The organism is Stenotrophomonas sp. TWI273 (genome assembly GCF_039674765.1).
GTDB lineage: Bacteria > Pseudomonadota > Gammaproteobacteria > Xanthomonadales > Xanthomonadaceae > Stenotrophomonas.
This window is the reverse complement of record NZ_JBDJOA010000004.1, coordinates 194,620-209,396: the sequence shown is the minus strand read 5'-3', so window position 1 is coordinate 209,396 and position 14,777 is coordinate 194,620. Positions and strand designations below refer to the sequence as shown.

14 protein-coding genes are annotated in these 14,777 nt (G+C 66.6%); 5 read left to right on the top strand and 9 right to left on the bottom strand.

Annotation, left to right across the window (positions count from 1 at the left end; genetic code table 11):
- Positions 1-66 precede the first annotated feature (66 nt).
- The 3 genes from ABE571_RS07380 (at position 67) to ABE571_RS07370 (ending at position 4,554) form a co-directional block, all read left to right on the top strand.
- Positions 67-285, top strand: coding sequence for a hypothetical protein (locus tag ABE571_RS07380; protein ID WP_313211127.1), 219 nt, complete (start codon positions 67-69; stop codon positions 283-285).
- Between the two features lie 163 nt (positions 286-448).
- Positions 449-1,663: an MFS transporter gene (locus tag ABE571_RS07375; RefSeq protein ID WP_313211126.1), complete on the top strand. Its 1,215-nt coding sequence runs from the start codon at positions 449-451 to the stop codon at positions 1,661-1,663.
- A gap of 146 nt (positions 1,664-1,809) precedes the next feature.
- Entirely contained in the window at positions 1,810-4,554 is a 2,745-nt protein-coding gene (locus tag ABE571_RS07370; RefSeq protein WP_346493475.1) for a UvrD-helicase domain-containing protein, read from the top strand.
- Positions 4,555-4,572: 18 nt separating this feature from the next.
- Here the strand turns inward: ABE571_RS07370 and ABE571_RS07365 are convergent, their stop codons facing one another.
- The 9 genes from ABE571_RS07365 to ABE571_RS07325 form a co-directional block, all read right to left on the bottom strand.
- Positions 4,573-5,361 carry a CHAD domain-containing protein gene (locus ABE571_RS07365; protein WP_346493474.1) on the bottom strand — a complete coding sequence of 263 codons (789 nt, stop codon included), beginning with the start codon at positions 5,359-5,361 and terminating at the stop codon, positions 4,573-4,575.
- 55 nt (positions 5,362-5,416) lie between these two features.
- The gene (locus ABE571_RS07360) at positions 5,417-7,360 is read right to left on the bottom strand and encodes a response regulator (RefSeq protein ID WP_346480812.1); all 1,944 of its coding nucleotides are present in this window, start codon (positions 7,358-7,360) and stop codon (positions 5,417-5,419) included.
- Positions 7,347-8,207 carry an ATP-binding protein gene (locus ABE571_RS07355; RefSeq protein WP_313218699.1) on the bottom strand — a complete coding sequence of 287 codons (861 nt, stop codon included), beginning with the start codon at positions 8,205-8,207 and terminating at the stop codon, positions 7,347-7,349. The genes ABE571_RS07360 and ABE571_RS07355 overlap by 14 nt, the downstream gene beginning before the upstream one ends.
- The gene (locus tag ABE571_RS07350) at positions 8,204-9,220 is read right to left on the bottom strand and encodes an ATP-binding protein (RefSeq protein ID WP_346465943.1); all 1,017 of its coding nucleotides are present in this window, start codon (positions 9,218-9,220) and stop codon (positions 8,204-8,206) included. Before ABE571_RS07350 ends, ABE571_RS07355 begins: the two co-directional genes overlap by 4 nt.
- Positions 9,211-9,612, bottom strand: a complete 402-nt coding sequence (locus ABE571_RS07345) for an anti-sigma regulatory factor (protein WP_121037420.1) — start codon at positions 9,610-9,612, stop codon at positions 9,211-9,213. Before ABE571_RS07345 ends, ABE571_RS07350 begins: the two co-directional genes overlap by 10 nt.
- On the bottom strand, positions 9,609-9,980 hold the full coding sequence (locus ABE571_RS07340; protein WP_019184175.1) for an STAS domain-containing protein: 372 nt from the start codon (positions 9,978-9,980) through the stop codon (positions 9,609-9,611). The genes ABE571_RS07345 and ABE571_RS07340 overlap by 4 nt, the downstream gene beginning before the upstream one ends.
- Before the next feature lies 1 nt (position 9,981).
- Positions 9,982-10,842: an STAS domain-containing protein gene (locus ABE571_RS07335; protein WP_313212650.1), complete on the bottom strand. Its 861-nt coding sequence runs from the start codon at positions 10,840-10,842 to the stop codon at positions 9,982-9,984.
- Positions 10,843-11,197: 355 nt separating this feature from the next.
- Positions 11,198-12,235, bottom strand: coding sequence for a hypothetical protein (locus ABE571_RS07330; protein WP_346480811.1), 1,038 nt, complete (start codon positions 12,233-12,235; stop codon positions 11,198-11,200).
- A 116-nt stretch (positions 12,236-12,351) separates the two neighbouring features.
- Positions 12,352-12,867: a hypothetical protein gene (locus tag ABE571_RS07325; protein WP_346493473.1), complete on the bottom strand. Its 516-nt coding sequence runs from the start codon at positions 12,865-12,867 to the stop codon at positions 12,352-12,354.
- Between the two features lie 182 nt (positions 12,868-13,049).
- Here ABE571_RS07325 and ABE571_RS07320 point away from each other — a divergent pair, with 182 nt between their 5' ends.
- Positions 13,050-13,337: a hypothetical protein gene (locus ABE571_RS07320; RefSeq protein WP_313212653.1), complete on the top strand. Its 288-nt coding sequence runs from the start codon at positions 13,050-13,052 to the stop codon at positions 13,335-13,337.
- On the top strand, positions 13,334-14,683 hold the full coding sequence (locus tag ABE571_RS07315; RefSeq protein ID WP_313212654.1) for a TlpA disulfide reductase family protein: 1,350 nt from the start codon (positions 13,334-13,336) through the stop codon (positions 14,681-14,683). The genes ABE571_RS07320 and ABE571_RS07315 overlap by 4 nt, the downstream gene beginning before the upstream one ends.
- The last annotated feature ends 94 nt before the right edge of the window (positions 14,684-14,777 follow it).

Below are 14,777 nucleotides of genomic sequence, written 5' to 3'. Positions count from 1 at the left end.
CCGCCCGAACGGTGCAGCGGCCATCATGCGCGCACGGACATCTCTGCCACTGACAAAGGAATGCACATGCTGGACGGTTTCTCGCTGTTGATTGGCCTCGGCTGGGCGCTGTTCGGGCTGCTGTGGATCTTCGTTCCCTTCGCCATCTTCGGCATCAAGGGGCTGCTGCGGGAGATCCTGGCCGAACAGAAGCGGACCAACGAGATTCTCAGCCGTGCGCATGGGGTCAGCCCCCCGCTGGACACGCCGGAGGGACTGCCGTTCAGGCCCGAGCGCTATCCGTGAAGACTCGACAACAGCCCATCAGGACGGGCGTCCCGGGCTGACCCGGATGCCCTTGCCGCAGGTGCGCAGTGTCCCGCGGATCCAGCGTTCTACCCAAGGGCCTGATTAATGTTGCGCCGCAGCAGTACAATGCCGCGCTCCCCCGATCGACGCCGCCGCCTGCATGAGCTCCTCCTCCGTCCCTCTGGCCGCCCGGCTCTCGCCGCGCGAGCGCACTCTGATTCTGCTGGCCTTGTCGCTGGGCGGCTTCGCCATCGGCACCAGCGAGTTCGCCAGCATGGGGCTGATGCTTGAGATCAGCCGTGGTCTGTCCATCAGCGAAACACAGGTCGGCCACCTGATCAGTGCCTACGCCGTCGGCGTGGTGGTCGGCGCACCTGTACTGGCCTTTGCCGGTGCCGGCTTCGCTCGCCGCAACCTGCTGCTGGCGCTGATGGGGTTCTATGCCATCGGCAACCTGGCCAGCGCGCTGGCGCCGAACTACGGCACGATGTTGCTGGCCCGCTTCGTCGCCGGTCTGCCGCATGGCGCGTATTTCGGCGTGGCAATGCTGGTGGCCGCCGCGATCAGTCCCCCGGCCCAGCGCGGCGCGGCGGTCTCGAAGGTGCTGCTCGGCCTGTCCGTTGCCATCCTGGTCGGCAACCCACTGACCACCTGGCTCGGCCAGCAGCTCAGCTGGCGCACTGCTTTCGCGGTGGTCAGTGTGTTGGCGATTGCCACCGTGGCCATGATCGCGCGCTTCCTGCTGCCCGATCCGGATGAAGTCCGCACCTCGCCGATGCGCGAGCTGCGCGCCTTCAACCGCACCCAGGTGTGGCTGGCGCTGGCGATCGGTTCGGTCGGTTTTGCCGGCATGTTCTGCGTGTTCACCTACCTCGCCCCGACCCTGGTGCAGGTCACCGGCCTGGCCGAATCGTGGATGCCGCTGGCGGTGGGCATTTTCGGCATCGGCGCGATCATCGGCAACGTGGCCGGGGGCTGGCTGGTGGACCGCTTCCAGTTCCGCGCCGCGGCCGTGGTGCTGGTCTGGTCGATCCTGGTGCTGCTCGCCTTCCCGCTGGCCGCGCAGTCGGTGTGGAGCGTGTTCCCGATGATCATTGCCGTCGGCACCATGGGCGCCCTGGCGGCCGTGCTGCAGACCCGCCTGATGGATGTGGCGGGCGAAGCGCAGACGCTGGCGGCCGCCTCCAACCACGCGGCGTTCAACACCGCCAACGCACTGGGGCCGTGGTTCGGCGGCATGGCGATCGGCGCCGGCTTCAGCCCGGCGGTGACCGGTTACGTGGGCGCCGCCACCGCGCTGGGCGGCCTGCTGCTCTGGGGCGTGGCGATGCTGGTGGATCGCCGCTCGCGCAGCGTGCCGGTGCTGCAGCAGTAAGCGCACCGCCAGCCCCGTCGGCCAATTCAACTCCCTGCCCAGGCAGGGATTTTTTTTGGTTTCCCCTATCATGGGCATCCGATCAAACCGCGCCACCCGTGCTGTTCCGGCCACGGCCGCAACGATGGCCGCACCTGGATACACCGATGACGTACGAATGGGCCCCGAGCGACTGGGGTCAACGCCTCACGCGATCACCGCACTGGCGCCTGCGCCTGGAAGGCGACCAGCTTGTGCTGACCGTGGACGGCCGCCCCTGCCCCGCGCCGCTGGAGGCACTGCAGGTGCACCCGCGCCTGCCGTGGGCACGGCTTACCCTGCACCGCGACGGGCAGGCCCCGCTGACGCTCGGCGGCCTGAACGCCGCTTCGGCTCGACAGTTGGCCTCCACCTTGGCCGAGCTGCGCGGTGAACAGCGCCAGCGCGACCATGTCGCCCTGTTCCAGCAGGCCTACGCCGCGATCGAGCGCTGGCTTGGCCAGGTGCAGACCGCCACCGAACGGGCCGACGAGGAAGCGCTGTGGCTGACCCACGAGCAACAACAGGCGCTGCTGCAGGCGCGCCCCGCCCTGCCACTGGAGGAAGAGGCGCTGTGGGCGGTGTTCGACAACGCCGCGCTGCGCAGCCAACTCGGCGGTGATCCCGCTGCGATCGAAGCAACCTTGATGCTGTGGCTGGCCGACTGGCCAGCGATGTGGGAACGCCGCAATGAGGCCCATCAGGCGCGCGAGCGGATGGCCAGCCGTGCGTTGCTGGATCACGTGGAAAGCCGCCCGCTCACCGATGAGCAGGCCCGGGCAGTGATCTGCTTCGACAACCGCGTCCAGGTGGTGGCCGCCGCGGGTTCGGGCAAGACCTCGACGATGGTGGCCAAGGCGGCGTACGCGATCGAACGCGGCCTCGTCGCGCCAGAGCGCATCGTCATGCTCGCCTTCAACAAGGAGGCCGCCACGGAACTGCAGGCACGCGCCGATCGCGCGTTCCATCGCATTGGCCTGGGCGAGGTCCGGGTGGAGGCGCGTACTTTCCACGCGCTGGGCCGGCACATCATCGCCCAGGCCACGGGGCGGATGCCGCAGGTGCCGGAGTGGGCCGTGGATGCCACGCAGGGCTTTCACCGGCTGGCCGAGATCATCGACCAGCTCAAGGACCGCTCTCTCCATTTCCGTACCCAGTGGGACCTGTTCCGGCTGGTGTTCGGTCGTGATCTGCCCGTCACCGGCGGGCCGCTGGATGCCGAGGAATGGGACAAGGATGGGCAGGGCTACGTGCGTACGCTGCAGGGTGAGCGCGTGCGCAGCATCGAAGAATGCGTGATCGCGGACTGGCTGTTCTACAACGGCGTGGACTATGCGTACGCCCGGCGGCACGCCTTCGATGCCGGCACGGACGAGTACCGCCAGTACCGGCCGGATTTCTGCTACCCGGGCATCGGGCTGAACCACGACCACCTCGCCCCGGATGGACACGGCCCGTCGCCGGCGCCGCCGGATGGCCACCCGCGCTCCCACGGCGCCGAGCGGATCGAGACCTCCTCGCACGAACTGCGCACGGGCGAACTGTTCCTGCGGCTGGGCGATGCACTGTCACAGCGCGGTCTCGAGCTCGACCCGAATCCCGACCGCGAACTGCCCGAGGGCGGCGCGACACCGATGCCGGATACCGACCTGATCGGCCTGGTCCGGACCTTCATCAGCCACGCCAAGAGCAACGGCCTGCACGTGCAGGACATGGTCGAGCGGCTGCGCGGGCTGCCGGACGATCACTTCAAACACCGTTACCGCCTGTTCCTCGAGCTCATCATTCCGATCCTGGACGGCTGGGACGATGCGCTGGTCGCGGAAGGTGGGATCGACTTCGAGGACATGCTCAACCAGGCTGCCGAGCACCTGGAACAGGGTCGCTGTGTCGCGCCGTTCGACCTGGTGATGGCCGACGAATTCCAGGATGCCTCGCGCGCCCGGGCGCGTCTGTGCCGCGCGCTCGTGCAGGCACCGGGCAAACATCTGTTCGCGGTCGGTGACGACTGGCAGTCGATCAACCGGTTCGCCGGCGCGGACGTCTCGGTGATGACCGGCTTCCTGGATTGGTTCGGCCCGGGCCAGGTGCTCAAGCTTGAACAGACGTTCCGCTGCCCGCAGGCGCTGTGCGATGTCTCCAGTGCGTTCGTGTCACGCAATCCAACGCAGATACCCAAGCAGGTCCACTCGCTCACCCCGGCGTATGGCGCGGTGCTGCAGGCCTTCCAGGTGGCCTCGCGCGACCGGCTGGCCGGCGCGGTCGAGCAGTACCTCGAACGACTGCACCAGCAGCTGCTGACCGGCCAGGTACCGCCAGGCCGGGACGGCAAGGTCACCGTCTTCGTGCTGGGCCGCTACAACGCCGAGCGCGCGATGCTTCCGGCCAGCTGGAACGCGCGTTACGGGCAGCACATGCAGGTCAGCTTCCTCACCGCACACCGGTCCAAGGGCATGGAAGCGGACTACGTGATCCTGCCCGGCATGCTGGATCGCCGCTTCCCCAACGCGCGCGCGGATGACCCCGTACTGGCGCTGGCGATGCCCGACGGCGATGCGTACCCGCTCGGTGAGGAACGCCGGTTGTTTTACGTCGCGCTGACGCGCGCGCGCCGTTCGGTGGCGATGTTCACCGTGCAGGGCCGACGTTCGGCGTTCCTGACCGAACTGGTCAACGACGGCGCGGTACGCGTGACCTCGATGGCCGGAGACACGATCCACGAGCAGGCCTGTCCCGCCTGCAAGGTGGGGGTGATCGTGCCGCGCACCGGGCCGTATGGCGCGTTCCAGTCATGCTCGGCGTATCCCCGCTGCGAGTACAAGCCGCCGAAGGCAGGGGGCCATGCCGGCGTGCGTACGGTCGCGGGGGCCTGAGGGATACGCCTGCCTTGCTCAGCCGAGCGCAGCGGCCAGTGCGGCATCGATCTGCGCAAGCAAGCCACGCCGTTCCGGCACGCCCGGCATCACCCGCACCAGGTTGCGGACCATCCGCAGGTCCTGTTGCCTGCCAAGCTGATCACCCAGCGCATGCAGCGCGCGCGCCTGGTGGCCCGGCCCTTTCCGTTTGATCGAGGCCGCAAGCGCACTGTCCAGCGCGGGCATCGCCTCCAGCTGCATCCGCAGGCGACGCACTCTGCGCCGCCAGCGATGCAGGTCCTGCGGATCTCCGGTGCGGGCAGCGAGCTTCTCCGCCTTGGCAGTACGGCGTTCACTGCGGGCCAGACCCCTGCGGAGATCGCGCCCGCTCAGCCCGTCCCATGGCTGCGCCTGGAGTTCGCCGGCGATACGCAGCAGCGCCGCGTGACGACGCGCAAACGCCGGGTCGCGCGCCAGCGCCCGGGCGAGCACTACGTCGCGCCGCGCCATCAACCGCCTGCACACCTCCGTCCACGGCGGGGCGGGCTGCTGCGCGGCGAGGTGCTGGCAGGTCTCCACCACCACATGGGCATCGCGCAAGGCCGACAACCCTTGCCCGAGCCGGCGCAGGCTCGCGTCGGTCCGGGCGGTCTCAAGGTCGCTGCTCTCCAGCACGGCGAGCAGCGCGCGAAGGCGGCGGATCGTCTTGCGCGCCCGATGCACGGCATCGTGGACATCGGGCTGGAGCGCCAGCGCAGCGGCGATGGCCCTGCACTCACGGTCTGCCAGTGCGCGGGCGGCAGGGCCGATGGCGGGTGGCGACATGGCGGTTTCCCCCGGAGGCGTCGGGGGATTGTACCCATGCCGGCGGTCCGCCAGCTCAGCCCGGGTTGAACATCTGCCGCACGCCCCGAAGCAGCTCGTTCACGCTGAACGGCTTGGGCAGCAATGACATGCCCTGCCCCAGGAATTCATTGCGGACGGCTGCACTCTCCGTGTAACCGGTGACGAACAGCACCGGCAAATGCGGGCGCAACACCCGAGCCGCATCGGCAAGCTCACGGCCGTTCATGCCCGGCAGACCCACATCGGACAGCAGCAGGTCCAGGTCACGGTCCGAATGCAGTTCCAACAGGGCCTGCTGTGCGTTGATGGCTTCCACGACCTGGTAACCGGCCTCGACCAGCATCTCCCGGACCATCATGCGTACCGAATCGGTATCGTCGACCAGCAGAATCCGCTCGGCGCTGCCACGGGTCAGCTGTGCGGGTGCCAATGTGTCGTGGGCCGCAGACTGGAGCTGCCCCTCGGGCAGCAGCAGCTCGATCTCGGTGCCCTCGCCGCGTTCGCTGGCAATGCGCGCACTGCCACCGGACTGCCGCGCGAACCCGTAGGTCATCGACAACCCCAGCCCGGTGCCCTCGCCCTGCGGCTTGGTGGTGAAGAAGGGCTCGAATACCTTGGTCAACAGCTCCGCGGGTATGCCGACGCCATTGTCGAGCACCGTCACGGTGATGTAGTGGCCAGGCGCCAGCTCATGGTCGCGCTCGATCCGGGCACGCCCGGCGCGGATGCGGATCAGCCCCTGGCCCGCCAGTGCATCGCGGGCGTTGATGACCAGGTTGAGGATCACGTTCTCGAACTGGTTCGGGTCGGCGACCGCGATCAGGGGTTCAACGCCCAGTTCCAGCTCGAGTTCGATGTTCTCACCGATCGATCGCTGCAGCATGTCTTCCAGCGAGCGCACCCGCGCGACCACATCGAAGGTCTGCGGATCGAGCGGCTGCTTGCGGGCAAACGCCAGCATGCGCTGGGTCAGCGCAGCGGCACGGTGTGCCGAGCCCGTGGCGATCTCGACGTAGCGCGAAGCTTTGTCCCATTTACCGCTGGAGGCGGCGATCTCGATCATGTCCAGCCCGGAGATGATCGTGGTCAGCAGGTTGTTGAAATCGTGCGCGATGCCGCCGGTGAGCTGGCCCAGCGCGTCCATCTTCTGCGCCTGCATCAACTCGATCTCGGTGCGCTCGCGCTCGGCGATCTGGAACGCCAGTTCGGACGTGGCGCTTTCCAGTTCCTGGCGCTGCTCGTTGGCGCGCGCATGGTGTTCGGTGGTGTCTTCGATCAGCACCAGGCCCTGCCCGGCGGCCTGGTACGGGGTCACCCGCCATTCGGTCATGCGCAGGACCCCGCCGACCCGAAGGCTGAAGGTACCCTGCCAGCGCTCGCCTTCGGCCAACGCCACTTTCAATGCACTGAGCGGGGCGAGCTGATCCTGCAGCAGCTGATCGAGTTGGCCTGGTCCTGCCTGCTGACCCAGCAGACGGGTAAAGGCATCGTTGGCATCATGGGCGTTGAGCGACGCATCCAATACCGCGATCGGGGCATTGATGTGACGGAAGATTTCGCGGAACCGCGCCTCGGTATCGCGCAGGGCTTCCTCGGCACGACGGGCGCGCAGCAGGCTGCGCAGCGTCGCCAACAACACATCCGGATCGACCGGATGGATCAGATAGGCATCGGCGCCGGCGTTGAGGCCAGTGATCATGTCACCGGTCGCGATGGATGCGGCCGAGACGTGCACCACGGGAAGCAACTGCAGCCGCGCGTCCTCACGCAACTGGCGCACCACATCGAAGCCGCTCATGTCCGGCAGATTCACATCCAGCACCAGCGCGCCGAAATCATGCTCGGCCAGGCGCGCGAGCCCCTCACCGCCGGTGCCCGCTTCCTCGACATGGAACCCGTGGTGCTCGAGTACGCGGCGCACCGCGTAGCGGGTCGCCACATTGTCATCCACCACCAGGATGCGATCAGGGCTGGGCATGCGTGGCCTCCGTGGCCAGTGTCAGCGGCAGTACGACATAAAAGTCCGAGCCTTTGCCGACGTCACTCTCGACCCCGACATGCCCACCCAGCAGCTCGGCAAATCGCTTGCACAGGGACAAACCAAGACCGGTTCCGCGCAGGCGCTTCTGAAGCGGGGTGTCCACCTGCACGAAATCCTCGAACAGGGTCGACTGGAGTTCGGCGGGGATACCGATGCCGGTATCGCGCACGCTGAAGCGCACGGCGTTCTCACCTTCCAGCCGGGTTGATACCACCACCTGGCCATTGGGCGTGAACTTCAATGCGTTGGAAATGAAATTGCGCAGGATCTGCGCCAGCTTCTTGTCGTCGGTATAGAGCAGCGGCATGACCGGCGGGTCTTCGAATACCAGGTCCACCTGGTTGCCCTCCACCAGCGGGCGGAACATGCCACGCAGCGCAGAGAACAGGTCCATCAGGTCGAACCAGGCCGGTGAAATGGTGATGCGCCCCGCCTCGATCTTGGCCAGATCCAACAGGTCGTCCACCATCTCGCGCAGTTCACTGGTCGAGGCGCTGATGAAACGCACCTGCCGGCGCTGCTCCTCGGTCAGCGGGCCATCCATGCCGTCCTCCAACAGCCGCGTCATGCTCAGGATCGAGCCCAGTGGCGTGCGGAACTCATGGCTCATGTAGGACAGGAACCGACTCTTCAGCTCGGACACCTCGCGCAGCTGCTCGGCCTGCTCGTCCAGCTCGGCATACAAGGCGAGCACCCCCTGATTGGTTTCATCCAACTCAGCGCGCAGCGCATCGGCTTCCAGGCGCAGCCGTTGCAGCTCCTGATCATCGGGTGAAGCGCTCAATGCAGATCTCCAAGACGCAGGGCAACAATGCCGGCGTCATCCCGGCCACGATCGAAATCACGCTGCAGCACCGCCACGATCAATGCCGGGTGGCGGTGCAGCAGACCGGGGTAGTCACGCAGGCTCCAGCGTGCCTGCAGGCCATCACTATGCATGACCAGCAGCGTGCCTGCGGCCGCGTGAAAATGGAATGGTTGTGCCTTGCGGTACTGCACGCCCACGATACCCGGGTGTGACGCCAACCCACGCGAACCGGTGGGCTCGCACAGGCTCGCGGCGATATTGCCGATACCGGCAAACTCCACCTGCAGGGTGGCCACGTCCACGCAGGCAACGGCCGCTGCACCGCCCCGGGTGCCGGACATGCCCGCGTGCAGGACGCCGATCAACGCCGGTGCGCCGCCCGCGGCCGTGTGCGCGACCGCCTCCACGCCGGCCCGCGAGGCATCGGCGGCGGGAAGTCCATGGCCGAGTCCATCGATCACGGTCACCGCCACGGTCTGTCCGTCGGCGCGGATATGCCAGGCATCGCCGCAGGCCAGCTCGTGCCGCATCGGAATGCGCAGCGCACCGTAGGCCACATCGATATCGCGTGGCGCACGACTGGCGTAGATCCGCGCCACCACCACCGCTCCCTTGGCATCGGACCAGGCATCCAGCACGGTGGCCTGGCGCTGGATCGCACCCAGCCCCAACCCCTGGGTGCCCCCGGTCGAGTAGCCGTCTGGAAGACACTCCGCCAGGGAAAAGCCCGGACCGGTGTCCACGGTGCACAGCTCCACGCCGTTACCGCCGCGGCCACAGACCACGGACAGGTACATGCGTCCGCCGCGCCCATGCTTGAGCACGTTGGTCGCCATCTCCGTGGCCACCAACGCCGCGCGGCCGGCGTCCATTTCATCCAGGCCGACATGATCGGCCAGCGCCAGCGCTTCGCGCCGGGCCTGTCCGACCTGGGAGGTTTCTTCGACCAGCACGACCCGCGTTACCTGGCCGGCGAAGTTCAGCTCCATTTGGTGATCGTGATGCGGGTGCCCTGCCCCGGCGCACTCTCCAGTTCGAATTCATCCACCAGGCGACGCGAACCGGACAGCCCCAGGCCCATGCCCGAGCCGGATGACCAGCCATCGGTCAGGGCCTGCGCGACATCGGGGATGCCGGGCCCGTTATCGGCGAAGACCAGCCGGACGCCTTTGCGCAGCCCTTTCTCCACGACCTCCCAGTCCATGGTCCCGCCGCCGCCGTAGATCACGGCGTTGCGGGCCAACTCGCTGGCGGCCGTGACCAGCTTGGTCTGGTCGATCAGACGCAGCTTGCATGCCACGCAGATCTGGCGTGCGGCCTGGCGGGCCAGCACGACGTCCTGCTCGATGCGGATCGGCAGCGAACCACTGGACGCACTCATGAGGCAGCTTCGTCTTCGTCGGTACGCTGCAGCAGCTTCATGCCACGCTCCACATTGAGCGCGGTGCGCACGCCACTGAGCGTAAGCCCCAGCTCCACCAGCGTGATTGCCACGGCCGGCTGCATGCCCACCACCACGGTGGTGGCATCCATGATCCGGGCCAGCGACGAAATGGTGGCGATCATGCGGCCGATGAACGAATCGACGATATCCAGTGCGGAAATGTCGATCAGCACACCGCGCGCGGAGGTGCTGCGGATCTTCTCGGTGAGGTCGTCCTGCAGCGTCAGCGCGAGCTGGTCATGCATGTCCACCTGGATCGTCACCAGCAGCAGATCGCCCATCTGCAGGATCGGGATGCGCTCCATCTCAGCGGGCGGTCCGGGTGACGGTCTGGCCGGTGCGCTTGAGCGCCAGCGCCAGTGCGTCGGCCAGATTGGCCTTGGTCACGATGCCCTGCAGGTCCAGCCCGAGGTGCACGATGGTCTGGGCGATCTGCGGCCGCACGCCGCTGATGATCGCATCGGCGCCCATCAGGCGGATGGCGGTGACAGTCTTCAGCAGATGCTGGGCCACCAGCGTATCCACGGTCGGCACGCCGGTGATATCGATGATGGCGATTTCAGAACCGGTATCCACGATGCGCTGCAGCAGCGACTCCATCACCACCTGGGTGCGCTGCGAATCCAACGTGCCGATCATCGGCAGCGCCAGCACACCGTCCCACAGCTTCACCACGGGCGTGGACAGCTCAAGCATTTCTTCCTGCTGGCGCTGGATCACGTCTTCGCGGGTTTTCTGGAACACGCTGACCGTGTGCAGCCCCAGCTGATCGATCAGCTCGGAGATCGCCCACAGCTGGTCGCCCAGGTGCGCCGGGTCATTGGCATACCCCTGCTGGATCACGTCGAACAGCGGTCGCTTCAGCGAGAAGATGAAGCTGGCGGTCTCCGCGGAATTGAATCCCTTCAGGACGCGCTCGCGCGACAGTTCCTCCAGGAAACGCCGGATATCCTGCCACTCTGCCCGCGCGACGGCACTCACGTCGGTGGCCGACAGCGCATCCAGGAACAGGCGCCAGAACTCGCGGACCTGGACATCCAGCTCGCGGGAGGAAAGGCGGCCGTCCTGCGCCTGGCTGGTACCGGCCAGATTGCCGGCCCATGCGGCGAGCACAGGCTCCTGGTGGCTGCGGATGAGATCGATCGTGCGCTGCTGCAAAGCCGCCATGGAGAGGGTCCTGGAAAAAGGGGAGATACGGGGGTGACGCGCGACCCATCTCCGATATGAATGGGGGCCGCAATGGTGAAAGCTTAAATGAATTCAGGAAGATTGGGCACGAAGGCCGATGCCCGCAACGTGAAGGTTTTCTCCACCTCCCTGACTCGTTCAGACAGCCACGCCGCAGCGAGCGCCCAGCGCCTCTACACCATCGGGTCCCTACAACCCATCAGGCCGCCCGAAGGCGGCCTGATGGGTGAGCGGTCAGCGCAGCAGCGCGAACAACAGCAGCAGCGGAATCGGAATCCCGAGCATCCACAGCAGAATGTACTTCATGGTGTTTCCTCCCTTGAGGTGGTCAGGATCACAGGTCGCGGCGACGGCCGCCCCAGGTGGCGCTCAGGCTGGCGATGAACGCACCGATGAGCAGCGTGATGAACAGCCACAACGCGGCGTAGGCGGTTGCCTTGCGGGCATCGTCAGCCGCCTGCTTGGCCTGCACCTTGGCGTTGTCCAGCGCCGCACGCAGGCGGGTCTGCACATCGGTGACGCGGGCCTGTGCTTCGGCCTGGCTCATGCCAGTCTGCGCCGCCACCAGCTGCCCCAGATACTGGGTGTCGGCCGGGTCCATGGTGTCGGACTTCAGGCTGTTGAGGATGATGCGGTTGACCTCGGTACGCACTTCACCGCTGTCCGGACGACGGTCGGCACCCGGCATCGGGCGCGGCGGCGGCGGTGCACCGTTGGCGACCGGTGCCGGTGCCGACGCGTCGGCCGGGCCGGCCGGCGGCGCGGGCTGCGCAGCGGTCGGGTTGGCACGGAAGAGTGAATCCACCCAGTACTGCACGTCACCCTGGTCGCTGCCCATCGCAGCCGAGCCTGCACCGGCGGCAGCGATACCGCCTGCCGTCGAGGCGGCGGCACCGGCAGTGGCGCCGGCAACCTTGGCACCGGCGCCCAGGATGCCGCCGATGGCCGAGGTCAGCAGTGCGGCAGTGAGCAACGTGGCCACCGCCCAGGAGACGAACCCATGCGCGGTGTCGCGGAAGTAGGTCTCATCCCCGTGGATGTTGCTCCACTTCGTGCGCAGGCGGCCAGCCAGATAGCCACCCAGACCGGACGCGGCGATGGCGGTAAAGGTCAGCCACGCGATGCTGGACCAGCCAAACGTTTCTGCCGTCACGCCTTCAAACGACCACGGCGACACCGACGACAGGCCCAGGCCCACGCCGAGAATCACCAGAATCAGTGACAGCGCAGCGGCGGCAATGGCACCGGCCAGAATCGCGCCCCATGACACCGCGCTATCGCGCGGCAGGTCCACCACGGGCGGTGGGGTGACCACGGCGACGGTCGCCGCAGCGACGGGTTCGGGGTGGGCGTAATCGCCTCGGGTATTCATAGCGTATGGCACTCCTTTTCATGCGCTGCGGATGCAGCTCGCATCGGCAGGCTGCGCTTGAGCTCGTGAAATACGCGAGACGCTGAAAACAAGACCGTGTGGACGCGTTGCCCGGCTCAGACCCGTCGGCCGAGCAGCATGAACATCCCGAACAGCCCACCGAGCGCGCCAACGATCGCCAGCTCGATGGATGGCTCACGCAAGCGCAGCGCCATGACAATGCACACCGCTCCCAGCGCCATGATCACCGCACCGATGGCAGCGGCACGCGCGGAGCCGTAGAAGTGTGTGCGGCGGATCGGCTTACTCAGTGCCGGCTGTTTCCGCTGCCAGGCATCCAACGCCTGCTGGAACTCGCGCAGCAAGCGCTCCCGGCTCTGCAGATCGGCAGCGCTGACCATCAGCGTCGCCCGGCGGGGACGCACCAGCTTCAGATAATCATCGGTGCCCCAGCTGGAGAGCGCATCGAATGGCACCGCGTCGCGGCGCGAGAACATCAGGCCGTCGGGCATGATCATGACCTCGTTGCGGGTAGGGAATCCCTGGAAGGCCAGCAACGGCGGAATCACCAGGCACGCCATGGCGACCACGATCGCGACGCCTACCGGCCCACGATTGAGCACGATGAACATGAAACTGCTGGCAGCAAGTACGAATGCCAGCGGCACCGCCAACTGGTGCCAACGGGTGTAGACCGACACCTGGATACCTTCCCTGGGCTTCACGATGACTTGCTCCTCTATCGGCACGCGGCGGCGGTGCTACTCGGCCTGCCTGCGGCATTGCGCCCGGCCAGTGGGCGCTTCAGGCCGCCATGGTCTTCGATGTGGCGGGCGGCGGCAAATACGCAACCCGGCAGCACCGGCGCGTGCTGATATCAAAACGGTTATCAGCCTGCCATCGTCGCGCCGCTGAATATGCTGATGAACATGCGTACCAAGCGGCGATGAACTTTTACGACATTCACGTGGCAATAATCCAGTCACGCCAGGGATGGCACGTGACCGGCCAGGGATGGCCTTTCAGCGGATGCAGTGGAACGGGGGCTGCATCGCCGGCGACTTGGCGCGACCAAGGGGATTATCTGGAAGCACTCTCATGACACTGGCATTATCCGGTCGCGTCGTCGCGACCCTGTTGTTCGCTACAAGCCTGGCCTTCGCCCTGCCTGCCGCGGCCGCCGCCAAAGCACCGTTTCCTGCCGAAGGCGTGTGGCGTGGCGAATTCACCATCGATGGCGACCCCATCCCCTTCAACTTCGAAGTAAAGGGCAAGCGCGCGCAGGACGCGACCTTCACCCTGCTCAACGGCACGCGCACGGACAAATTCAAGGTCACCCCGCGCGATGACGGGACATTTTCGGTGCGGATGAACACCTACGATGCCGTCCTGGAAGGCAAGGTCTCCGAGGATGGCAGGCACCTCGTTGGCCAGTACAAGGACCTGGTGCCCAGCCGCAACGGGGCGCGCAACCTTGCCTTCACCGCCGAACAGGGCGCGGCATGGCGCTTCGTCAAGCCAGGCCAGGACGAGGCGCCCGCGGCGGACCTCAGCGGCAAGTGGGCCGTGCAGACCATCGACAAGGCGGCCCGCCAGGACAAGCGCAACCAGGTGGCCCTGCTCAAGCAGGAAGGAAACCGCCTCTCCGGCGTGTTCATGACCGTCGTTGGCGACACCCGCGAGCTGGAAGGCACCGTACAGGGCAACCGCTTCTATCTGTCCGGCTTCAGCGGGCCGAGCCCGTTGCTGATCCGCGGCACGATCGATGAGGACGGCAACATCCAGGGCGCGTTCGGCAGCGGCATTTACAACGTGGTCAAGTTCGAGGCCGAGAAGAGCGACAAGGTGGAGCTGCCCGATCCGTACAAGCTCACCTTCCTCAAGGATGGCCAGGATCGCATTGATTTCAGCTTCCCCGATCTGCAGGGCAAGCCGGTCACGCTTCAGGACGACAAGTACCGCGGCAAGGTGGTGATCGTTGAAGTGATCGGCACCTGGTGCCCCAACTGCACCGACCAGACCTACTTCCTGGCGCCGTGGTTCAAGCAGAACCAGCACCGTGGGGTGGAAGCGGTGGCCGTCGCCTTCGAGCAGGAAGACAACTTCGATTATTTCCAGAAGACCCTGACCACCTTCAAGGATTATTTCGACATCCGTTACGACATCGTGTTCGGCGGTATCGCCGACAAGAAAGTCGCCACCGAGAAACTCAAGGGGCTCAATTACATGGCCGCCTTCCCGACCACGATCATCATCGGCCGCGACGGCAAGGTCCGCGAGATCTATACCGGCTACACCGGCACGGTCACCGGTGAGTATCACCAGGACTACGTGACCCGCTTCAACAGCCTGCTTGATGGGCTGATCGCCGAACCGGATCCGTACGCGGCCAGCGCCGCTGCTCCCGCCGCCCCGGCGACGACCACATCACTGGCGATCGCCCCGTAACCCGCTGCAGCGGCCAGCGCGTCTGGCCGTTGCTCACCCGCTCCTGCGCTGCCTGCCCGGCACGGTCTCTTCGTGATGCCGCGGGCGGCCGCGC